Raw genomic sequence first — 21742 nt, 5'->3', positions numbered from 1 at the left:
TCTTAGAAGGGCAGCAATTTTCCACCACTACCAAACTCAAAGGTCAGCTTCTCACCTATTTAGCCGATGCTTTTGGCGAAGAGGCGGGTCCGGCAAATAATATAAGCTTCGGCTATCGTACTCGATTGAGTTTCATTAGCAGTTTCAGCGGTCGAGATCGATTGTTAGTAAGGCTCCAAGGTATCAATTTAAGACGACTCGATACGGCGACGGAGTTTTCCGAAGGCAGTTTGAGTGGGGCCACCAACGAAACCCGCTTTCTGAGGTCTGGGATTTCCGGAGATGGAGACGTGCGCTTACAAGCCCTGAGCTATCGTTTTCCCGTTGGTGACAAACTAACGGTTTCTGTAAATCCCTTTACTAACAGTGGCATTCTTACCGAACGAATCGGCCCGTTTGCCAATCCCACCAAAGGCGCGATTACTTACTTCGGTGCCACTCATCCCACCCTCAACCCGATCTCTCTTCAGTCGGGTGCGACCGCGCAATGGGATGTAAACCCCTGGCTCAACCTCGATTTTTCCATCGGCAGCGAACGCGGTGCGAGCAACAATCCCGCGATCGGACTTTTCGATGGCGGGTACGCAGCTTCGGTGCGATCGGTTTTCGATTTCGATGCCTTGAGATTTTCCCTCACCTACATCCACTTTTATTCTCTGAGCGGCGCGGATACCCGCTCGGGTAGTAACGCCGCCCGCATCTCGGGAGCAGGTCCCGTCGTCGGAAGTGCCTATGTCTCGGGGATCGCATATGAAGTTTCGCCAAAATTTAGGCTGGGTGCATCTGCGGGCTTGATTAGCGCCCGTAGTTTGGGTGAGGGCACCAAAGGCGATGCCCGAGTGATGGATTATCGCTTCTTTTTCGCCTTTCCCGATTTAGGACAAAAGGGAAACTTAGGGGGGATCGTACTCGGGATGCAACCGCGACTGACGGACACGAGCAATCCTCTACTCGCCCAGGCGATTGGTTTTCCCGACGGACAAAGGAACGATCGAGATACGGGGTTTCATATCGAAGCTTTTTACACCCATTACCTCAACGACAATATCGCCATTACTCCCGGTATCGTCTGGTTAACTGCCCCGAACCACGACGCGCGCAACTCCGATGTAATTATGGGCGTAATTAGGACCAGCTTTACGTTCTAAATTGACTTGTATTTTTTTATCTTTTCGGGTGCGTTCGCTTTTGATAGCAACCGCGCCTTGCAGTTAGGACAACGCCAGACACTTATGTCATTAACCCGTGGTCTTTCCCCCCCTGCCTCCCCTGCCTCCCGACGGTCGGCGTTCCCTTGCGTCTTGCGCCGACGCGGGGTCCGACCGCTGCCCGCAGTCACTTGTGTCCTAACCGATATTGCGACTGCTATACCTTGGGGTAAAACCTAATTTTTGGCACGAGATATACAATTTCAATACCCAGTCGCTTAATGTCTCTTTCTAAATATAAGATTACCCCGATCGTCTCGGTTGTTGTCTGGCTCGCATGGTTAACCATTCTCGGTTTTAGTTCTGCATTTTCCTACTTAATTGATAATTGGGAAGTTGCGGTTACCATGATATTTGGATCGGCGATCGCTGGCGGAACGAGTCTCGGGGGAGGAGCCGTTGCTTTCCCAGTCTTTACGAAACTTTTGCATATTGCTCCAGCGGATGCGAGGATATTTTCTCTGGCAATTCAAAGCATTGGTATGAGTGCGGCTTCCCTTACCATTTGGTTGAGTGGCATTACAGTTGAGTGGCGAATTGTTCGCTGGGGAAGTCTGGGCGGCTTTCTGGGAATTTTCCTGGGGTTGCGTTTTTTTGCGCCTATTTTTCCTCCAGATGCGATCAAGATGTCTTTTACGCTCCTTCTGGCTAGTTTTGCCATGACGTTATGGGTATTAAGCCAAAAAATAAAACAGCGTAATTCAACAATTGCCTATTGGGGAGTTCGCGAGAAGCAACTCTTTTTCTTAGCCGGAATAATGGGAGGAATTATCAGTGGCTTAGTGGGAAATGGGATCGATATCTTGGTCTTTTCGGTGATGGTGCTTCTGTTTCGCCTCAACGAGAAGATTGCCACCTCCACTTCTGTGGTGCTAATGGCGATTAATGCGATCGCTGGATTCGCTCTCCAAGTCTTTTTCTTCCACGATTTTGGCGAACCCGTGTTGAGTTACTGGTTCGCTGCGATACCCGTTGTCGTTATTGGTGCGCCAGTCGGGGCAATCCTTTGTAATTTATTAAGCCGTCAAACGATCGCAAATTTCCTCATTAGTCTGATTTCGATCGAACTCGTGACTTCTTTCGTCCTGATTCCACCCAGAGCAATCGTCGTCTGTTCGAGCGTCGTTACCCTGATTGTCTTTTCTGGGTTGAACTATTGGATGTATCGCCAGGGGATGACTGAAGTGCCAGAGTTCGACTCTTTATAGAACCGAGAGCGCTCGGCATTCAACGAGCGGATTCAGTCCGCAGTAAGGTTTTGTCAATCTTGCCCGTCGGCGTTTTGGGCAGCTCGGGATAAAATTCAATAAATTCGGGAATCATATACTTAGGCAAACGCTCGGCACAAAAATTTTCCACATCTTTCTTCGTCAGAGTGGTTCCTTTGTGGAGAGCGACTGCCGCCTTAATTTTGTTACCGATGTCTTCGTCGGGGATGGCAATGACTGCGACCTCTTCGATCGCAGAATGATTGTAGAGTACTGTTTCGATTTCCTCAAGTTCGATCCGGTATCCTCGACTTTTAATTTGATTATCGCAACGCCCTAAATAGATATAATTGCCATCAAAATCGCGTTTGACTAAATCGCCCGTTCGATAAACCCGTTCTTCCCAGTTGCAACCCGGTACGGGGAATGGAGCAAGACTCGATCGCGTTTTTTCTGGCATTCCCCAGTAGCCCTTCATTAAAGAAGGCCCGCGCGCGTAAAGTTCTCCAGTCTCCCCAGGTTGCGCTATTTCTTGGTTTGCGTTGACGGCAAAGACCTCAGTGTTGGCACAGGCTTTACCCAAGGGAAGGGATTTGACGCGATCGCTCGGGATTTCCCGAACCGGATAATAGGTACAGACATTCGTTTCAGTCGGACCGTAGAGGTTATAGTACCCGGCCTGCGGTACCAATTCCATCAACTGACGAAGGTACTTAATCGGGAATACTTCCCCAGCAAACAAAATCGTTCGCAGATGAGGTAGTTGAATGTCTTGCAAGTTACCGTAAACAACGAGTTGCCGCAACACCGAGGGAACGGAATACCAAATCGTAATCTGTTGTTGTTCGATAAACTTGGCTAAATTTTTGGGAAAGACCGAAAGTTCTGGGGGAACCAAAATGACGGTTGCCCCGGCTTTAATGGTCGTAAAGATATCGAAGATAGATAGATCGAAATGAAAGGGCGCGTGGTTGGAGATGCGATCGCCTGCCCGTACCTGAAAACACTCATACGCCCAATTGACAAAGGTTAGAGAAGCACGATGGCCGATCGTCACCCCTTTCGGCGTGCCAGTGGAACCAGAGGTATAGAGAATATAGGCTAAATCGTCTTCAATCGCATTAGCAGTAGGTAACGAGTTGGCTGGTGTTTGCAATACCTCCTGCCAAGATACAACCCGAAGCGTTGAGGGATTTTCTATCTCTGGGACGGCCTCATCATCAACTAGAACCAGACATCGGACAGAAGAAGAGTCTGGCAACTTAAGACTGACTGCCTTTTTTTGAGTCGTCACCAAACCCTTAATCTGGCAATTGTCGATAATAAAGGCGACTCGCAACAGCGGAGCAAAGGGATCGAGAGGAACGTAGGCTGCCCCAGCTTTCAAGATACCGAAAATGGCAATGACGGCTTCAATGGATTTGTTCAGGTAGATACCGATGCGATCGCCTTTGGATATCCCACCGTGGGTTAAAACGTTCGCTAAATTATTAGAGAGTCGATCGAGTTCTCCATAAGTAATGCTGCGGTCTTTATAAATGACCGCCTCGCGATCGCCGTCATGTTTAGCACTCGTTTCTAAAAGCTGGTGCAGGAGATAGGGCATAGATTTTTAGGTTTTCTCCACAGCTAAGGACGGAAATATCAGGGAACGATCCACTCCACAGGAGTCTGCGGAGAAGTCCGAACGGTCGATGACCATGTTTTTATATCCCTCGAAAAGACGGGGATTTTCCATCATGTCTAAGAATTTATGGTATTTCTCGTGGTTCTCAAAGAAATCTCCTGAGAGGATGAAATGACTGGCTGCTAAAGCCACTTCATGGCGTTTGTGGTCAACCTGAAAAGCCGATCCCGCTTCGGCCCAACTCAGGGCGTGGGGCTGGTAAAAGAGGCGAATCAGTCGGTAGACAAAATTATAAGCGCCATTAATTTGTCCGTAGGCTTTTTCTAAAAGCTCTCGACTATCCATCTGGTTGGAAGACAGCATTCGATCGAGGGCATTGGCAACGAGAAAACTGCTTTTGACCGACAGAAAAATGCCACTGGAAAAAATGGGATCGACAAAGCAACTGGCATCGCCCACCATTGCATATTTAGCCCCAAATTTGTTTTCAGAATAATAGGAATAGTCTCCCTCAACCTGCAATGGCGTGGAGGTTTTGGCTCCTTGGAGTAAATCCCGAACAAATTCCGAGGAATTTAACTCCTCCTGGTACAGTTCCTGCCGCCAGTCTTCAACGTTGCTTTGTTGAAGTTCCTGCCTTTTCTGATTGAGATAGGCAGTATCCATTACCACTCCAACACTCACCCAATCTAAACCGAGGGGTACCACCCAAGCCCATCCCCTTTTTTCGCCCCCAAGATAGAGAATAATTGTGCCTCCTTCTTCCAATCCGCCCTTGAGGGTTTTGACTCCTTTCCAGTGAGTTGACAAAGCGGTGCGTTGAAACTCTTTATGCCCTTTTCTCCAACCTTTGCCGCTGGCAATGAAACTGGAACGCCCGCTGGCATCAATCAGAAACCGAGTGCGTAAGGAAAGGGTGTCGCCATTGGGTGCGATCGCGTCTACCTCAACGGTGTCGTCTTCCCCCTCTAGGTTCACCCGGCAAACCTTTGTTTCTTCCCTGACTTGCGCCCCATGTTGGCTGGCATTATCCAGCAAAAGCTTGTCAAACTCGCTCCTGACCACTTGAAAGGATAAGAAGCTCTCGTCTTTGATGACATGATTGAAACACCAGTTGGTTGAATGGGAGCCATCGCTGCTAATAAACCGAACGGTAGGTTTGCGCACAAACCGCTTTTCCATCTGGGGTAAAACCCCAAGGTCGCAGAAAAGTTCGTAACAAAAGGGCAACAGGGACTCTCCCACATGTGGGCGAGGGAATTTTTCCTTCTCTAATACGACAACTCGATGTCCCTTTCTTGCTAAAAGCGTAGCGGCTGTAGAACCAGCTGGGCCGCCACCAATAATCACAACATCTTGCAAAGTTTCCATCTATAACTCCATTATTTAACGAACACAGATTGTCAAGCGACTGACACTGGTGAGGCTGTAAACGCATTAGCTGTTAAGTCGCCGAGCAGCTTATGCCAGACATGATTGGGGTTTTTTTCCACTAGATTCACCAGCTTTCTCATTTCCTCAAGCACTGGGGGTTCTTCTTCGTCATACACATCTCCCGAAAGCAATTTCACCAGATCTAAGCGATAGCGAGGATCGTCAACGAACATCGTAAATAAAATGTTCAAGCGATAATAAAGGGAGATAAATTTGTACCAATTGTTCGTACCGCGTCGCAGCATTATTTCGTAATTTTGCAAATGCTCTCGCCTAAATACTTCATTCTTCAAAGTGGATTGCTCGAAAGCTTTGATGATTTCTTGACTAGCTAGCCGAGCGCTGTTCAAAGCTACACTAACTCCTGAAGAGAAAATGGGGTCTACAAAACGAGCGGCATCACCAATTAAAATCCAGCCATCACCACAAAATTGCTGCATCGCATAGCTATAGTCTCCTTCTTCTTTCCAGGGACGTACTTGTTTCGCCTGCTTCAACTTCTCAAACACTTCGGGTTGAGTGCTGAGGCAATCCCAGAAAAATTGCTCTCTCTCTTGTTTCTTCTTAACAAAATGTTCTTTTTGCGTTACGACTCCAAAGCTAGTGATGGTTTCGGTAATGGGAATTTGCCAGACCCAGGTATTGGTAATCGGTAGGAAGTGAATAAAAATGTAGTCTTGCTTGTCGGATGTCTCTCGGTCATATCCTTCAAACCAAGTGTGGATAGCACATTGATTGAAAACTGGGTCTTTGATTTTCAACTTTAACTGAGTGCCGAGCAAGGTGCGACGACCGCTAGCATCAACAACTAGTCGAACACACGTCTCAATGTTCTGCTTGTCTTTTGAGACAATGATGCGTGGGTAGTCGCCTTCAGGGAAATCAACACGGTTGACTCTCACCCCTTCATAAACAGTTGCGCCCAGTGTTTGAGCATGTTGAAGTAGGATCTGGTCAAATTTGCCCCGATCGACATGATAAGTGTAGTTGCGATCGCCAGACATTTCGCGTTCGTCAAAGCGAATATCAACTCGACAGTCCGGTTCTGTGTCCTCCAAATCCATGCTGTATATTTTCCCTGTAGCAGATGTCCATGCTGCGCCGTATTTGTGAGGAAATTTAGCTTCTTCCATTTGCTCTAGCAAGCCAAGTTCTTGAAGAACTCGGTTTGCTGCTGGCACAAGGGACTCGCCCACATGGGGTCGGGGAAAGACTTCACGCTCAAATACCACGCAACTAATGCCTGCTTGAGTGAGATAGGCAGCTATGCTTGACCCAGCAGGTCCACCGCCGATAATACCAATATCAAAGTCTGGTTGATTCATGTTCAAATCCATAATTAGCGAATGACAATATCTTGAATCGTTTCCATTTAGACTCCCATCATTTGAGCAATAATTTGAGACTGAATTTCCGAGGTTCCCGAGTAAAGTTTGCTTCCTAAAGCATCTCTCAATTCTCGTTCGAGTTCTAACTCGGTTAAATAGCCGTAGCCGCCATGAATTTGAATTGCATCGAGACAAGTTTGTACCCAAGATTCACTAACGTGCAACTTGACCATCGCTGCTTCTGAGATCGCTGTTTTTTTGATGTGTTTTAACCACCCCATTTTATACAGCAGAGATCTAGCCGTTTCCAAACGCAGTTTCATCTCCACAATCTTGCTAGAAACAAGTTGAAATTTGCCAATCGCTTGACCAAATTGCTGGCGTTTCTTGGCATACCGAATGCAGGTTTCTAGCAATCGTTCCATCGTCCCGATCGCACTCGCCAAAATGAACCCTCGCTCCCATTCCATGCTGTGATTGAAGATAGCCAGACCCGCTCCTTCTCGACCCAGACGATTTTCTACCGGAACTTGGCAATTTTCTAAAACCAATTCTCCCAATTGAGTCGTTCTCAACCCCATCTTAGAAATTTTGCGGTTCATCACAACTCCAGGAAAGTCTTTTTCGACCAGAAATCCCGTAATTCCCCGTTTTCCCTTCTCCGGAGCCACATTCGCAAAGACAATATTCAGGTCAGCAACGGGACCGTTGGTCACCCAATTTTTCGTCCCATTTAATATATACTTGTCTCCTTGAAGTTCGGCCGTTGTTTTGAGACTGTAGATATCCGAGCCTGCATCGGGTTCGCTGGCGGCATGTGCGCCGATTAATTGACCCTGACAGAGTTTGGGAAGATACTTTTGTTTTTGAGCTTCCGTACCAAAGGTGAGAATTGGAATTTCACAAGCCCAGATTTGCGCGTTAATGGCAAAAATTAGACCATTATCTTTACAACCGTAGCCTAATGCTTCTAAGCCACAAATAGTGGTTAAAATATCGGCTTTACCTCCGCCATACTCTCGGGAAATAGGTAGACCGATTAGACCAAAATCACCGCATTTTTTCCATCCCTCTCGATCGAACTCTTCTCGCCGATCTAAGTCAACGAGATTGCTTTGCAATTCTTGTTGGGCGAATTGAACCACTTTCTTTTTAAATTGAATCTGTTCTTCTGTCCAAGAGAAATCCACAATATTTGTTTGGGAGTAATACAGTTTGCAATGTTAATTAAAATGTAGCAAATTGCTACTAAGGATTCGCAAAAGTTTCGATCGGCAAATCATTCGATAGTACGACCGTTGAACTTTTCATCCTATTCCTTCTTCTCAAGAACATATAGTTGTTGGATTTTTTGCTTCTTCTAGCCAAGTATCGACCTGCTGTTGATTGCTTTCTACCCACTCTTGGGCATGGCGACGAATATCTTCGGGACTGCTTTCACCCTCGGCAATGCGTTGGAATTCTGTAACTAAATCTTCAACCGGAATCTGGACTTGTTGAATCCAGCATTTAGCGGCTGGGTTCGCCTCCATAAACGTTTTGTTCGCCAAAACTTGCATCCGATTAACCGGAAATCCTAAGTTTTTACCTTCAGCTAAGGTATCCCGATCTGTGAAGTTTTGCTGACCTTCGGGTAAAGCGGTGAAGGGAACGGGTAACCAGACGACATCTTTACCAATCTTTAACTGATAATCGAACCACGAGGGGATAGATGTATAGTAAAGAACGTGTTTTCCTTGTTGATGGCGAGCCAGAACATCTGCAAAGAGAATGGAAGCGCTTCCTTTGTCATGCTCGACCGTCTTTTGGAGTTCGTAAGCCTGCAAATGATAATCGATGATTCGCTCGCAAGCCTGACCGACCTCACAACCGGCTAAATTCGCTTTCCCATCACCATCTGAATCAAAAAGCTTAGCAAGTTCTGGGTCTTTGAGCTGCCCTAGATCGGTAATTTTGTATTGCTCGGCCGTTTGGCGATCGATACTATAGCCTTCTAATAAATTGGGAATGAGAACTCCAACTCGCTCTAATTTTTCCTCCCCACCCCCTTTTTCAAAAAATTTTGCGTGGGATTTCTCCAAGTGAGGAATATAAAACTCTAAATCGCCATTACCAACAACCGGATGGGCAATACTGGGACTAAGTTGTTTAATCTCTTCAACCTCGTAACCCAGCTTTTCTAAGCCAATATTAATGATTTCTGCAAAAAACCGTCTCTCCGGTTTTGCAAATGTACTCGGACGCACTTTCACCCCTTGACCGGGCATCTGTGCTGTTGCTGTTTCTGACTCTCCTGTATTGGGAGATGGTGCCGTAGCGATTGGAGTGGGTTGACAAGCAACTAACCCCACGAGCAACACGGCTACCACTGTCGGCAATGTTGTCGGAAACGAGAATTTTATCGTTCGATCGATTCTAGTGAAAAGAGTTGGCATCGGAAAGCAAAATACAGCAACTAGGAAATTGACATGACTGATGATAAAGCCGAGATTGGCTGCGTGGAATTCGCTAGAATTTCCGCAAGTAAAGTCTGATAATTCTCTGCCATTTTCTCGATCGCACTAGCCGCAAATAATTCGGTTTTGTACGACCAAAGGCAAACTAGGGAACCTTCTATCTCTGATACTCTCAAACCCAAATCCAAGGCAGCAGACATTCCCGTGGGTAGGAAAACAGGCTCGAGTTCGAGTCCGGCAAAATCAACCCGTACCTGCGTTTCCTGCGGCACAGAAAACGGTGATAGTCGATCGGCACTCGGGGTGTTGGGTTCTGGCATATTGAACAAAACCTGATACATTTGTCTGCCGTGCGACTCGCTTTCCTTAAATAGCCGTTCCTTCAATACACTGTAGGGATAATCTTGATGTAAAAGAGCGCCCATCACCGTCTGGCGGACTTGAGCTAAAAAGGCTTTGAAAGAAGGATTTCCAGAACAATCCTCTCGCAGAACGATACGGTTACACAGATTACCCACAACCGTTAAGAATTCGCTTCGGGTTCTGCCACTGGCTAAAGAGCCGATGACCATATCCTCTTGCCCGGTGTAGCGGTAAAGCAGAATAAAGAAAGCAGCGAGCAGAACCATGTAAAGTGTTGCTCCCTCGGTCTTCGCGATTCCCTTAATTCGCTCGGTCAGTTCTGGACTCAGTTGGCTTTTATACAAAGCACCTTCATGAGTTGCCATTTCCCGGCGCGGCTTATCTGTCGGCAGGTTAAGTCTGGGTAACTCCCCCGCTAGCTCCCCCTGCCAGTAGTTCCAGTGACGCTCCCCTTTCGGACTCTCTAACAGGGAGTTTTGCCAGTTGGCAAAGTCTATATATTGTCGTTCGGGTTGGGGGGACAGGGATGCTATCTGGTTCGTTTCTAGCAAGTAACTCAGGCGCAGTTCGTCGATGAGTAACGACCACGATCGCTTATCGACGGCGATAATGTGGCTGACGAGAACGAGGATGCGATCGCCGGTCGAGCGAGCGAACAAATGAACCCGCAGCATTGGCCCTCCTGCCAAGTCAAAAGGATGATGGAGGGCTTGAGTCACTCCCCGTTCGAGTTGCTCCCAACTCCAATCGGAAGCATCTTTTTCCTCGAAGTCAACTGTCCCCTCTTCGCAAACTTGCTGCCGCGGTTGCCCATCAACAACAGCATAAGTGGTTCGTAAAATCCCATGACGATCGACTAGGGTTTGACAGGCGCGTTGCAGGGCGCGAACGTCTAATTCTGAATGGATGCGAGCGGAAAACCGAACGTGGTAAATCCAATTTTGAGAAGTTTGCCCGTGGAGCTGCCAAATTAATTTCTGCTGCGCTCCGAGGGGATATAACGTTTTAAGCTGGGCAAGGGTTGAGTTCATGGGAAATGTTGCCAACAGTGAGTTTAGCGACTAAAGCACAACAGGGGTTCAAAGGTGTCACTCGTAAACAATTCCGTATCCGGGTAGTAGGCAGACCAAATCGACCATTCCTTAATCCCTGAATTTACAAACGAGAGTCGATCGCCGCGCAATTTTCCTTCATAGGCTTCGCCGAAATAATTCCAGGAACTTCGGGTATTTTTATCGACAATTTTTCCCTCGTCGGTCTGCTCGAAATCCAGGACCTCGCCATCTAAGCGACGAGAAAATGCGATCGCCTGCAATGTTCCGGGGGGATGAAAAATGGCAATGTCTTCTTGTCCGATGCGATCGCCAATAACAACTCCAGTTCGATCTAATCCTAAAAGAGGATAGGCTTTAGCCTGTGAATGACTCTTCACCCCCAACACTAACGTATGGTTCGGCAAGCGCGTGTCTAAAAGCTGTAATAAGGTTGTCGCCATCTCGAGCGGCATACCTGAAGAACCGGGTCTGTATTGACTGCCATGTCCTTTCCGTTCTGGCTGTTCCCCATACAAAACTTGGGATGTCGGATGCTGCTCGAGCCATTCCGACCACAGACATTGATAAATGGGAAGACGTTTGAGCGTCGTACCTTTGAGAGAACCGTATAAGGCTTCCCCGCTAAAGGTTCGCCACAAACTATCCGTTTCTCGATCTGTAATCAGAATCGAGCCGTTGTACAGTCCAATCAAGCCAAACGTATAGCGGTTGCCCTCAATTGTTGGCTCGAAGGCAGAGGCACTGCTACAGGCTTCGCAAAACGTAATCAGAATGGGTTGGTTATCTAGGATTAGGTTGGCGACGTGGTGATTTTTCATAATCCACCACGGGAATGCCCAGGCTTTACCGTTCAGATAGAGACCCAAAACGGGGTCGTCTGGTTTCATATGATCTGAGTTGCTCGCTGCGTGCCAGATCGGTTCGTCGATGGGTTTAAACCAACTCAGTTTTTCTCGAGTTTCGCGATCGTAAATTTTTGCCTTGGGCAACTCGGGAATTTTAATTAAATTGAAAGTTTTTCTCATTTTTAATTTGCCATTCAAGTTATCGAATAACTGTTAAATTATCGCTTTGTTCTTGCTTTTCTACAGCGATCAGATCTTTGAAATTATCTCCCCTTGCCAAAATTGTGGATACAAAACTCATTAATTCTTGTTCCACACCGCTCTCGAATTGAATGGCTTTTTTCGCTAGTTCGCTCGCTTGGCTTTCAGACAGATAGTGAGGCAACGCTAAGGAGCGGCTGACCTCCAAGCGTCCTTGTAGCTGATGGGAGAAAAGCGCTTGAGTTTGAATGCAAGACTGGGGCTTTTTCAAACAACGATCGATGGCCCAAGCCACCAGGGAAGCAGAATACATGCCAAAGGTCATCCCTACGGAAAAAATGGGATCGACAAATCCGGCCGCATCGCCAATCAGGAAAAAGCCAGAACCCGCTATTTGAGTTGAACGATAGGAATAATCTTGAATTTTGCCAAAACTACCTTCACAATATTGAGCAGTTTCCAACATTTGACTGAGGATTTTGTGGTCGTAACATTGACGGAGGAAAAAAGATTTCGATGATTCTCCCGAGCGTTTGGCTGCTTTGATAAACTCGTGCGGAAAAATCAAGCCAACACTAGTTCTTTCCCTCAGGGGAATATGCCACGACCATCCCCAATCTCCCGTTCCAGGTATCGAGCAAATCAAGGTTGTCATCGGAACTTTAGATAAATCGTCCCTGGGGTGAGCTTTGCCATCGCACCCCATGTACTTCGAGTTTTTGAAGTACCCCCACATACTCATAAACCGAAAACTTTCGTCAAACACGCGGCAACCGAGTTGTTTGGCTACAACCGAATTTTGACCGCTGGCATCAACGACAAATTGACAGTTGATTGTGCCTAATGTCTTGTCTGGAAGGAAGCGATAGTTTACGGTTTGCTTGCCGCCGACATCGTCGGAAAATTTAACATCTAAGACCGCAACTTCTTCAAAAATCTGCGCTCCTTTTTCTCTGGCGTTTTCGAGTATAATTTGGTCGAAGCGGTCTCGTTCGACATGAAGTGCTGGGCGAGTATATCCAAATTCTAGAAACGAAAATTGTTGTACCTTGTCATTCCAGAAAATTGTACCGCCTGCCTTGCCGAGAAACCCTTCTGCGGCGATTTTATCGCTCACTCCAGCGCTATCGCAATACTTCCAGAAATGAGGAATCAAGCTTTCTCCAACATGAGGACGAGGATGTTTTGCCTTCTCCAATAACACGACATGGTAACCATTTTGGCTGAGAAATGTGGCAGCCAGACTCCCAGCCGGACCACCACCGATTACAACAATATCGCACTCATTCGGTATTTTCATGTTCAACAATTTTTTGGTTTTGATTTAACTTCAAGAAAGTCGATAAGAAAGACGAACGATCGCGATATTAATCGCATCAAAAACAGCTTTTATATTTAACGTTCGTGTATTTGTATCGTCTTTTATCAAAGTAAAGATTTTAATTTTCAGTCGATCTAACTTTCGACTTTGGAAATCACAAAATCATGAATTGCATTAATTGTGGCAAAATTTTCTAACATGAGTTCTTCCGGATCGAAGGCGATGCTAAATTCGTCTTCCAAAAAGTTGATCAAACGAAATATTCCCATAGAATCAATGATTCCTTGTTCGATGAGAAGCAAATCGTTATCTAAATCTTCTTCAGGTTGAGAAGACATAAATTCCGTTAAGATTTGCTTTTTGATTAAGTTTTTAATGTTGTGGCTGGTATGATTTTTTGCTTGAGTCATGAATGTCAGAGACTTAATACAAGAATAAAGGTGAACGAAGAGATCGTGTTTAAAGTAAATCTTAAGAAAGTTTAAGCCGCTAAATCGGAATGGAAAACGGCATATTGAGAATTAGATTTACAATTAAACTGAAGGGAAATACTTATGGTATTGTGGCTAGTCATACAATTCAAGGAACTTAATTTTTACTTTATAGTTAGCGCGGTGGCTGTCTAACTGAGAAGCTCATAGGCATTACTTTTACGTTGTGTTTAAACAAGGTATCATCAACACAGTCAAATATCTTTCCGAAATCGGAAAATATAGGGAAATATAGGGAAATTGCATAGTGACCGGTTAATTCCACATCTTCCCACCACATGTCCACGCTCAATCCTATCCACAGGAACCGGCCCGATTCACCGTGCCCCAGCCATCGATTTGTCTAAACTCCAGTAAAGCGGCAATGGGATATAAAGAGCAAAGTAAAAACGCTCAACCTATTGCCGATGAATCTCCCAGATCGTATCAACCAACTCGTTCAATTTCTGGAGCAAGTCTACAAGAGCTTCAGCCCGGGTGGTGATAGCTCTTGTAGACTTGTTTTTAAGGAGGTATTGATTTTGTCTGTAGGCTATTCAGGAGTCGTAGAACTCTTTTCTAGCTTCGGACGTAAGAGTTGTTCTGAAGCCAACCTGGCAATTTCTCCATTTTCATGAGGATATTCTTTAATTTCGACCTGTTCGATCTGTCTGGGGACAGCAGCCATCTTGATACCTTCTTGGGCAAACCGTTTCTGAATCAGGCGAATAAGGTCTTGGTGAGCCTTCCAAAAATCTTCCTTTTTAACCCAGCCTGCAACTTTCATCTTGATGTAATAATCCTCAATGTCCCACACCATAGTTTTAGGAGGAGGATTGTCTAAAATTTTAGGGTGAGACTTAGCAATTTCTATCAGTATTGGCTCGACTTTTGACAAGTCTTGGTCAAAATCCATCCGGAGCCAGACGCCCAATTTTCGAATCTCGCGACTACTGAGATTTTCGACGATGCCGCCCCAAACTGCATTGTTGGGAACCGTAAAAATCTGCTCGCCAAAACCTTTAATTTTGGTGCTGGCTAGAGTGATGGAATCCACTTTTCCCCAGAGACTGCCGATTTTGATTTCGTCTCCAACATCGAAGGGCTTGTAGGCCATGATCATCAAACCGCTAGCTAAGTTCCCCAAGTTGCTTTGCAGCGCAAAGGCTAAGACAAAACTGACTCCCCCAAGCAGAGTTAAGATGGGACCCAAGCTAACTTCTAAAGCTGTCAGCGCTAGCAAAAATCCGACGACAATTCCGCCGCGCTTGACGAGCAAGACAATAAAGCGACGCATGAGGATCGAAACGCCACCGAATCGGGAAAGCGACAGGTTGAGGAGCGTGCCTAGGAGTTGAGCAACCAGGATCGAAGTCACCAATACCCCCACAAACGTACCGGCATTGTTGACCCAGCGCAAACCACCTTCTTCAGATCGGGCCCAACCCAGAAGCCGCAAACCCAGTCCTTCAGAGTCTTGAATGTCGAGTTCGATACTGCTAACGGCTTCAATGTACTGGCGGTAGGCTTCAGCCTTTCCACCTTTTTTCTCGAGTTCGTCCAAAATGACGTTAAAGCGATCGACAATGGCCGTCTGCTGTGCTTGAAGTTCGGTAACGGCGATCACGAGTTGGTTTTTCGCCTCCGACTCGGCTTCGGCACTCTCTTCCAACTGTTCTGCCGTTTCTTCGAGCTGTTCTTGTTGTGAATCGAGCTGCCCCTGGCTATCGATAACATCGGGCGGACCCGCAATTTCGACGGCTCCACTGCTTTCAATTTCGATGTCTTCGAGGGCTGCCATTGCTGGATCGAACTCCCGAGACGATCGATCGCTCGATCGCTCGGTGCTGCCAATCCCCAGTTCTTCGAGCAGTTGCTTGAGTTCGCCTTGGACGATCTCGAGTTGTTGAGTTGCTTCTTGATATTCTGGTGAGTCGGGTAATGCCCCCGCTTGGACTTCTTTAGCCTCTTCAACAGCTGCGATCGCGGCTTCGAGTATGTCAATATTTTCAGTCGCTTCGTCGTAACTGAAGGAGCCGGCAACCATTTCATCTCGCTCTTGATTCAGATCGTCGAGCGCTTTTTGGGCATTCTCCAGATCGCCAGTGTCCTCAGCTTTTTCTAGAACGTCTTGCAACGCCTCATTTTCTTCAAGTTCTTCATTCGTTTCTTGTGCTTCCTCAACGGCTTCTTGTGCTTGCTTGAAGTTTTCTTTCGCTTCTTCTAGCTTTTCGGCGGCTTCTTCATATTCCGGCGAACCTGGCGCAGCAGAGCCTTGAAGCTCTTCAGCTTCCTCGAGAGCTTTTTGAGCTTCTTCTAAGGCATTCGCTCCTTCTTCTTGCTTGGCGATCGCGAAGTTTTGACGCTTGATCGCCACTTCAGCCTGACTTATTTCTATGGCTTGGGCTTTGAGCAATAACATCCACCCAGCGGCCTCGTCTCGGAGTTCTGCAAGGGTGAGCGGTTTGACAATCACTTGGAGTTCGTCAACGGGAATATCAACTTCTGCGGTAGTTGTTGCCGCTTTAGGATCTCCCTTTGGTGCTGGTTGAACCTCTTCAGTTTTTTCAGTTTTGTCAGCTTTAGGTTGTGCTTGCGAACGTACGGGACTAATTCCCATTACAAAAAAACAAACAATCCCTGCCAGGGTAAGGGCGCGAACTCGATACTTTTGCATACAATCTTCTCCTAGAAGTTAGCGAGCAGACAAATTTTAAAAATTTAAAATGAAGACTAAATAACAAGACTTTATATCACTAAGAAGCCGAAAACTTGAGTTTAAGGTAAATACTTGTTGCCTTTTTTACCTTAAACTCGAACACCCTGAATTTTTAGAACAAAAACTATACCCTCTCCAGACTAACACTCTTTTTTTTTTGAGGTAAAGCAGAATGTTGACGACCGATCGCGTGCCTTTTACGCTTGAAATTCCCCAAATTGCTGTCGGTACTTTCGATCGCCGTACTCGGGAATTATGGTTTGCAAAAGCTGGGTACTTCCTTCAACAATTTCCATAATTTTGGCATCTCGCCAATATCGTTGCACCGAAGATTCGCCACTGCAACCGTAAGCACCATGAATCTGTACGGCATCGCTGGTGACTTTTGTAACCATTGTGGAGGCGAAATACTTGGCAATTAAAGTTTCCATAATCGACTCGGGTGCGGCAATCTGTTTGAGATAACCTGCTTGATAACACAAAAGTCTGGCAGCTTTAATCTTCACCACCATTTCCGTTATCATTTGTTGGATGAGTTGGTATTCTTTGAGCTTGGCTCCAAACTGTTGCCGCTCGTTGGTATATTCGAGACAAGCTTCGAGTGCCGCTCGCGCAATGCCCACACTTCCCCAAGCCACGTTGTAGCGAGCGGTATCTAGAGCAGTATAGGCAATATAAGATAAACCAAAACCCGGTTGGCCAACTCGATTTTCCGCAGGAATCCAACAATCCTCTAGAAATACTTGAGCTAGCATCGCCGATTTCATCCCCACCATACCAGAAATGGGTTTGCGCGACAGTCCAGGGCGATCGCTCTCGACTAAAAATGCTGTTGGTTTACCTTCGCATTGGGCAAAAACTAAAAAGACATCGGCAATTTGTCCGTAGCTACTCCATCTTTTATGACCTTTGAGAACGTAACCTCCCTCAACGGGCGTGGCTGTCGTCTCCATACTTTGAGTATCGCTTCCGGCATTTACTTCGCTCAAGCAGAAACCCGGAACTGCTTCCCCAGTGGCAAACTTTGGCAGCCAGAACTCTTTTTGCGATCGACTCCCCCATCTGGACAAAGCACTCGTCACCATGCCATAAACCACGAGCAGGCTTTGCAAAGATGCCGAACCTCTAGCAACTTCTTCGTTCAAAAGTCCGTAGGCGATCGATTCCATCTGAGTACCACCATATTTAGGCGGGAGTAGCGCCCCGAAATATCCCTGACGCGCTAATTTTTCGATCGTCTTTTTCGGAATCGATTCTTGTCGATCGAACTCGTCGGCAAACGGAACAATTTCTCGATCGACAAATTGTTTGAATTCCGAACACGATCTTTTTTGTATTGGAGTTAGTTCGAGTTTCACAATGTTACTTTAGTCTGCAAATTTTACAATTAAACTCCGTTTAGTTGTTTTTTCTCTTCTAAAAATTCGGCAATTGAATTTACTGTATTTAAGGATTTCCCCTCTAAGTCTTCTGTTTCAATCTCAATTTCAAACTCTCGTTCTAGAAATAAAATTAGTTGCATAGAGAACATCGATGTAAAACCAAGAGAAGAGAGTACTCGATCGTCGTCTAGTTCTTGACCTTCTAAGAACTGAGATAGATAATCTCGTATTTGCGATTTAGTTTTAGCCAAGTTCGTTGATTGCATTATGTCGAGTCGATCGTCATCTAGTTCTTAACCGATTGTACCAAAGCACAGGTGAGTAAAGCTTTCCAATTTTCGAAAATGTCTTTCCGAATTTGGAAAGACATCTAAAGATCGTTTTTGGTATGCTAGGAGGATCTATGTCGTTCTAAAATTGTTCCTAAAAAATTTAAACAAAAAACATGAGAAAGAAATCTGAAATGCTAGTAGATTTTGTTGAAGATAAAACAATCATTCAAACTCATCTCGTAGAATTATGGCAAGAAATATTGCAAGTTAAAGTTAGCATTCACGATAACTTGTTTGAACTAGGTGGAGACTCGATCGAAGCGGCTTTTCTGGCTGTTTCTAGCCAATAATCGACTTTTTGTTTATGGTTTTCAATCCATTTTTGGGCATGGCGGCGAATATCGTTAGGACGATTTTCACCTTGTTGTAAGAGTTGAGCTTCGGTCCGAATATCGTCGGTGGGAATTTGAACTTGTTCTAACCAGGTTTTAGCAGCTGGGTTCGTTTCTAAAAATATTTTATTGGCAAGAATGCGAATCCGATTAATCAAGAAACCGAGATTTTGACCATCGAGTGAGGTATCTTCTCCCGTCCATTGTTGCTGTGCGGGAGGTAATGCGGTAAAAGGCACTGACAGCCAGGTTGTATCTTCCCCGGTCTTTAATTCAAAGTCGATAGCTGACGGTTGAGAAGTATAGTAAAGAACGGATTTTCCTTGTTGGTAACGAGAAATCACATCTGCCATCAATATTTCATTTTGCCCTTTGTCATGTTCGATGGTATCTATCAGCTCATATGCTTCTAAGTGATAATCGATGGTGCGCTCGCAAGCCCGACCGACATCACAACCCGCTAAATTCGCTTTCCCATCGCCATCGGAGTCAAAAAGTCGAGCGATTTGGGGATTTTTGAGTTGTTCTAAATTGGTGATTTCATAGTCTTGTGCGGTTTTGAGATCGATTTGGTAACCTTCCAAAATTTGCGGAACGATCGTACCCACTCGCTCGAGCTTTGCATCACCACCGCCCTTGACAAAAAATTCTTGATGAGACTTTTCTAAATGGACAGTCGAAAAATCTAGATCTCCGTTACCAACAGCAACGTGAGCGAGGCTCGGTTTGAGTTGCTTGATTTCTCGAGTTTGATATCCCAACTCCCTCAAGCCAAGCCCAACAATTTCCGTAATAAATCGACCAAAAAAAATAGGTCCGGTGCCCATTTTCACCGTTACGCCTTGACCGGGAATTTCTCGATCGAAGGTTTGAGTAATGCTTGAAGAATTAAATTGGCATGCGGTCAAGCTTATAAATAATGCCAAGATCGCACTCAATAAAATTGACTTTTTCATACTTTTTTTAGATGACTTAACTTGAATTATTCACGACGGGATGCGATCGCCAGAAGAAAAAAATCCTGATTTTATATCTATTGCAAGCTCTTACAAATATTTTTCAGCTCTATTGTGCCATGACGGGGCGTGCAACTCCATTTAGGTTCGATTTTTATCGACGGCGATCGTTGGTCGTTGAGTGTTCCAATTTAGAGTGCGAGTTCAGATGCTGGGATTCTATTGACCCGACAAGCGAACGACCGATTCGGAGAACTAGCCCCAAAGGGAAGGGGCATGGTCGCTGTATTGTTATGGTTGCTGTATTGTTGTGGAAAATGTTTTTCTCGTTTCTGAATTTGTTTTGAGTAAACTCTTAATCTTAACATACTCGAATAGTATTTTGCTTTCCAAAACTGGAAACATATGTTCTGATTTCGGAAAGATATTGTCTTGGTAATGATGCTAGTTTGTAAATACAAATGGAAAAAAAGCGTGCATGTCAGGGTTGTAGCCTTTTCAATCGAAATTTTGTCTAAACTCCAGTCAATACAAGAGCGTTGGAAAATCTGCCTAAGCTCATCTTTGATGCTGTGCTAAAGGCGGTAGAGGGTTGTTTTAAGGGTGTGGTGAAATGGGCGGAGAATTGATGAGAGACCCTAAACTGCAAAAGCAGCGGAGCCAATTTTAAAAAATGTGGGTGTGGCAGCAGCAACCTGTGCCACGATCGCGACAGCAGCTTTGATGTCAAGCTAGCGGGAAGTCATGGTTGATCAGTCTTAACTGGTCAACCATACTCTCGAATAAAGACTCCCAAACGGGTATAGCTAAGTGCATAGCGCTTAGTAGATAACTTAATAGATCGATAAGTGTATGTTCTTTATAAGCTTAACTTGTCACCAATAATATTCAGCCAAAAATTCTACCCGGATCGAATCAGTTTTTTGACTAAATGTCTTTAAAGTTGGAGTTTATTAAATGTTTTTAAACGAAGAACAGTTAAATCGCTATCATCAGCAGGGTTTTTTGATTTTAGAGAATCAATTCTCTTCTACTGAAGTTTCGATTCTTAGACGAGAAATGACTCAGCTATGCAATATTGACAGACCAGAACGAATTTTAGAAAAAAGTGGTGCCGTCCGTACCTTTTTTTCTCCTCATCAATATAGTCAGACTTTTCAAGCTTTATCTCATCTTTCACGATTAGTCGAACCTGCTCGACAAATTTTAAAAAGTGAAGTGTACCTTCATCAGTACAAACTCAATACTAAATCCGCACTTGATGGAGAACAGTGGGAATGGCATCAAGATTTTTTATACTGGCATAAAGAAGATAAAATGCCGGAGCCAAGGGCATTAAATATCGTTGTTTTTCTGCAAGATGTTAATGAATTTAATGGACCACTACTAGTCATCCCCGGTTCTCATAACAAAGGAACGATCGATTTAGAATCCAATTGTTCGAGTTGGCAATCGACTTTAACAGCCGATCTCAAGTATAAAATCGATAAAAAAATTCTATCTGAATTGCTTAAAGATAGTCAGATTGTATCGATTACAGGGTCGGCTGGCTTCGTTTTATTATTTCATTGTAATCTGTTTCACGCTTCTGCAGGAAATTTATCTCCGAAGGATCGTTTCAGTGCATTCATTTCTTATAATAGCGTTGAAAACACGTTGCCCAAAATCGATCGTCCTCGCCCAGAATTTATTTCCAGTCATGATTTTACGCCAATCCAATCTTGCTCCGATCGCGTTTTAAAAGAAACCTTATCGAGTGGCTTTCTACAGAAATCAGACACGATCGATCGGCACATGCTTGGTCAAATTTAAAATTTAAAAGTTAAGTCTATTTTGAAGTCAAGCCTCGAAGTAATTTCCCCTTACTGAGTGTAAGAAGAATTAATGAAAAATTGGAGTGGTACATTCTCATTAGCCTCAATATTTTGGGGAATTCAAGCCGCGTTCTTCTCCCCGGCTCTCGCTCAACATTTTGGCGACTCCGAACTCAAATTCCAACTCACATCCGAAGGACAAACTGAAACAACGGTATCGAGAGAGCGGTTGCAAGTTATACCCGAGAGCGTGGGAATGAATTTAGCGTTTGAAGAGCACCAACAGACCCTCGATCGAGAGTCAATGTTTCATTTTTCAAACGAACGTTCCCAAGAAATTTCAGTTTCAGATCTCCCCATGGAAGAGATTGAGATTGAAGAGGTTAACGCGACCCAAAATCACCTTTCGCTCGATCGAGTTCCTTCCGTCGATCGCCTCAGTGATGTACTCCCTTCCGACTGGGCTTATGCGGCCTTACAATCGTTAGTCGAGCGCTACGGCTGTGTGGACGGGTATCCCGACGGAACCTATCGCGGCAATCGACCTCTGACTCGCTACGAGTTTGCGGCCGGGTTGAACAAGTGCCTTGATGCGATCGAAACCCTCCTCGTCGGCGACTTTTCCGAAATCGATCGAGCCGACTTGGAAACCATCCAAAGATTGCGCGATAGTTTTGCTACCGAACTCGCC

Annotated in this window: 18 protein-coding genes; 5 read left to right on the top strand and 13 right to left on the bottom strand. The window is 45.3% G+C overall.

Annotated features, from left to right (window positions below; genetic code table 11):
• Both IQ235_RS01590 and IQ235_RS01585 read left to right on the top strand, forming a co-directional pair.
• A partial coding sequence (locus tag IQ235_RS01590; RefSeq protein ID WP_264319746.1) for an iron uptake porin occupies positions 1-1148 on the top strand: 1148 nt, incomplete at its 5' end.
• Between the two features lie 281 nt (positions 1149-1429).
• Complete coding sequence (locus IQ235_RS01585; protein ID WP_264319745.1) at positions 1430-2416, top strand: sulfite exporter TauE/SafE family protein; 987 nt, start codon at positions 1430-1432, stop codon at positions 2414-2416.
• Between the two features lie 19 nt (positions 2417-2435).
• On the opposite strand, the gene IQ235_RS01580 is transcribed toward IQ235_RS01585, so the two are convergent.
• From IQ235_RS01580 to IQ235_RS01525, 12 genes are all read right to left on the bottom strand, one after another.
• A complete protein-coding gene (locus tag IQ235_RS01580) occupies positions 2436-4022 on the bottom strand; it encodes an amino acid adenylation domain-containing protein (protein WP_264319744.1) in 1587 nt (528 codons plus the stop codon).
• A 6-nt stretch (positions 4023-4028) separates the two neighbouring features.
• Positions 4029-5414: an NAD(P)/FAD-dependent oxidoreductase gene (locus IQ235_RS01575; RefSeq protein WP_264319743.1), complete on the bottom strand. Its 1386-nt coding sequence runs from the start codon at positions 5412-5414 to the stop codon at positions 4029-4031.
• A 32-nt stretch (positions 5415-5446) separates the two neighbouring features.
• The gene (locus IQ235_RS01570; RefSeq protein ID WP_264319742.1) at positions 5447-6802 is read right to left on the bottom strand and encodes an NAD(P)/FAD-dependent oxidoreductase; all 1356 of its coding nucleotides are present in this window, start codon (positions 6800-6802) and stop codon (positions 5447-5449) included.
• Between the two features lie 47 nt (positions 6803-6849).
• A complete protein-coding gene (locus tag IQ235_RS01565; RefSeq protein WP_264319741.1) occupies positions 6850-7995 on the bottom strand; it encodes an acyl-CoA dehydrogenase family protein in 1146 nt (381 codons plus the stop codon).
• A 135-nt stretch (positions 7996-8130) separates the two neighbouring features.
• On the bottom strand, positions 8131-9174 hold the full coding sequence (proX, locus tag IQ235_RS01560; protein WP_264319747.1) for a glycine betaine/L-proline ABC transporter substrate-binding protein ProX: 1044 nt from the start codon (positions 9172-9174) through the stop codon (positions 8131-8133).
• 86 nt (positions 9175-9260) lie between these two features.
• Positions 9261-10655, bottom strand: a complete 1395-nt coding sequence (locus IQ235_RS01555; protein ID WP_264319740.1) for a condensation domain-containing protein — start codon at positions 10653-10655, stop codon at positions 9261-9263.
• Between the two features lie 23 nt (positions 10656-10678).
• A complete protein-coding gene (locus IQ235_RS01550; RefSeq protein ID WP_264319739.1) occupies positions 10679-11704 on the bottom strand; it encodes a DUF3179 domain-containing (seleno)protein in 1026 nt (341 codons plus the stop codon).
• Positions 11705-11723: 19 nt separating this feature from the next.
• Entirely contained in the window at positions 11724-13025 is a 1302-nt protein-coding gene (locus IQ235_RS01545; protein WP_264319738.1) for an NAD(P)/FAD-dependent oxidoreductase, read from the bottom strand.
• A gap of 155 nt (positions 13026-13180) precedes the next feature.
• Positions 13181-13456 carry an acyl carrier protein gene (locus tag IQ235_RS01540; RefSeq protein ID WP_264319737.1) on the bottom strand — a complete coding sequence of 92 codons (276 nt, stop codon included), beginning with the start codon at positions 13454-13456 and terminating at the stop codon, positions 13181-13183.
• Positions 13457-14069: 613 nt separating this feature from the next.
• A complete protein-coding gene (locus tag IQ235_RS01535) occupies positions 14070-16193 on the bottom strand; it encodes a mechanosensitive ion channel family protein (protein ID WP_264319736.1) in 2124 nt (707 codons plus the stop codon).
• A gap of 239 nt (positions 16194-16432) precedes the next feature.
• Entirely contained in the window at positions 16433-17593 is a 1161-nt protein-coding gene (locus tag IQ235_RS01530) for an acyl-CoA dehydrogenase family protein (RefSeq protein ID WP_264319735.1), read from the bottom strand.
• Between the two features lie 29 nt (positions 17594-17622).
• Positions 17623-17883: a phosphopantetheine-binding protein gene (locus IQ235_RS01525; RefSeq protein WP_264319734.1), complete on the bottom strand. Its 261-nt coding sequence runs from the start codon at positions 17881-17883 to the stop codon at positions 17623-17625.
• 179 nt (positions 17884-18062) lie between these two features.
• On the opposite strand from IQ235_RS01525, the gene IQ235_RS18880 reads away from it, so the two are divergent.
• A complete protein-coding gene (locus IQ235_RS18880; RefSeq protein WP_405196626.1) occupies positions 18063-18239 on the top strand; it encodes a phosphopantetheine-binding protein in 177 nt (58 codons plus the stop codon).
• Here the strand turns inward: IQ235_RS18880 and proX (IQ235_RS01520) are convergent.
• Positions 18170-19237 carry a glycine betaine/L-proline ABC transporter substrate-binding protein ProX gene (gene proX / locus IQ235_RS01520; RefSeq protein ID WP_264319733.1) on the bottom strand — a complete coding sequence of 356 codons (1068 nt, stop codon included), beginning with the start codon at positions 19235-19237 and terminating at the stop codon, positions 18170-18172. The genes IQ235_RS18880 and proX (IQ235_RS01520) overlap by 70 nt on opposite strands.
• A gap of 957 nt (positions 19238-20194) precedes the next feature.
• Between proX (IQ235_RS01520) and IQ235_RS01515 the strand changes: the two genes are divergently transcribed.
• Positions 20195-21049, top strand: a complete 855-nt coding sequence (locus IQ235_RS01515; RefSeq protein ID WP_264319732.1) for a phytanoyl-CoA dioxygenase family protein — start codon at positions 20195-20197, stop codon at positions 21047-21049.
• A gap of 72 nt (positions 21050-21121) precedes the next feature.
• A partial coding sequence (locus IQ235_RS01510; RefSeq protein ID WP_264319731.1) for an iron uptake porin occupies positions 21122-21742 on the top strand: 621 nt, incomplete at its 3' end.

It is taken from the genome of Zarconia navalis LEGE 11467 (assembly GCF_015207075.1).
Taxonomy (GTDB): Bacteria; Cyanobacteriota; Cyanobacteriia; order Cyanobacteriales; family Geitlerinemataceae; genus Zarconia; species Zarconia navalis.
This window is presented reverse-complemented; position numbering and strand designations above follow the sequence as displayed.

Coding starts and splice junctions, on each gene's coding strand:
- IQ235_RS01585 (WP_264319745.1), top strand. CDS start 1,430: ATGTCTCTTTCTAAATATAAGATTACCCCGATCGTCTCGGTTGTTGTC.
- IQ235_RS01580 (WP_264319744.1), bottom strand. CDS start 4,022: ATGCCCTATCTCCTGCACCAGCTTTTAGAAACGAGTGCTAAACATGAC.
- IQ235_RS01575 (WP_264319743.1), bottom strand. CDS start 5,414: ATGGAAACTTTGCAAGATGTTGTGATTATTGGTGGCGGCCCAGCTGGT.
- IQ235_RS01570 (WP_264319742.1), bottom strand. CDS start 6,802: ATGAATCAACCAGACTTTGATATTGGTATTATCGGCGGTGGACCTGCT.
- IQ235_RS01555 (WP_264319740.1), bottom strand. CDS start 10,655: ATGAACTCAACCCTTGCCCAGCTTAAAACGTTATATCCCCTCGGAGCG.
- IQ235_RS01550 (WP_264319739.1), bottom strand. CDS start 11,704: ATGAGAAAAACTTTCAATTTAATTAAAATTCCCGAGTTGCCCAAGGCA.
- IQ235_RS01545 (WP_264319738.1), bottom strand. CDS start 13,025: ATGAAAATACCGAATGAGTGCGATATTGTTGTAATCGGTGGTGGTCCG.
- IQ235_RS01540 (WP_264319737.1), bottom strand. CDS start 13,456: ATGACTCAAGCAAAAAATCATACCAGCCACAACATTAAAAACTTAATC.
- IQ235_RS01535 (WP_264319736.1), bottom strand. CDS start 16,193: ATGCAAAAGTATCGAGTTCGCGCCCTTACCCTGGCAGGGATTGTTTGT.
- IQ235_RS01525 (WP_264319734.1), bottom strand. CDS start 17,883: ATGCAATCAACGAACTTGGCTAAAACTAAATCGCAAATACGAGATTAT.
- IQ235_RS18880 (WP_405196626.1), top strand. CDS start 18,063: ATGAGAAAGAAATCTGAAATGCTAGTAGATTTTGTTGAAGATAAAACA.
- proX (WP_264319733.1), bottom strand. CDS start 19,237: ATGAAAAAGTCAATTTTATTGAGTGCGATCTTGGCATTATTTATAAGC.
- IQ235_RS01515 (WP_264319732.1), top strand. CDS start 20,195: ATGTTTTTAAACGAAGAACAGTTAAATCGCTATCATCAGCAGGGTTTT.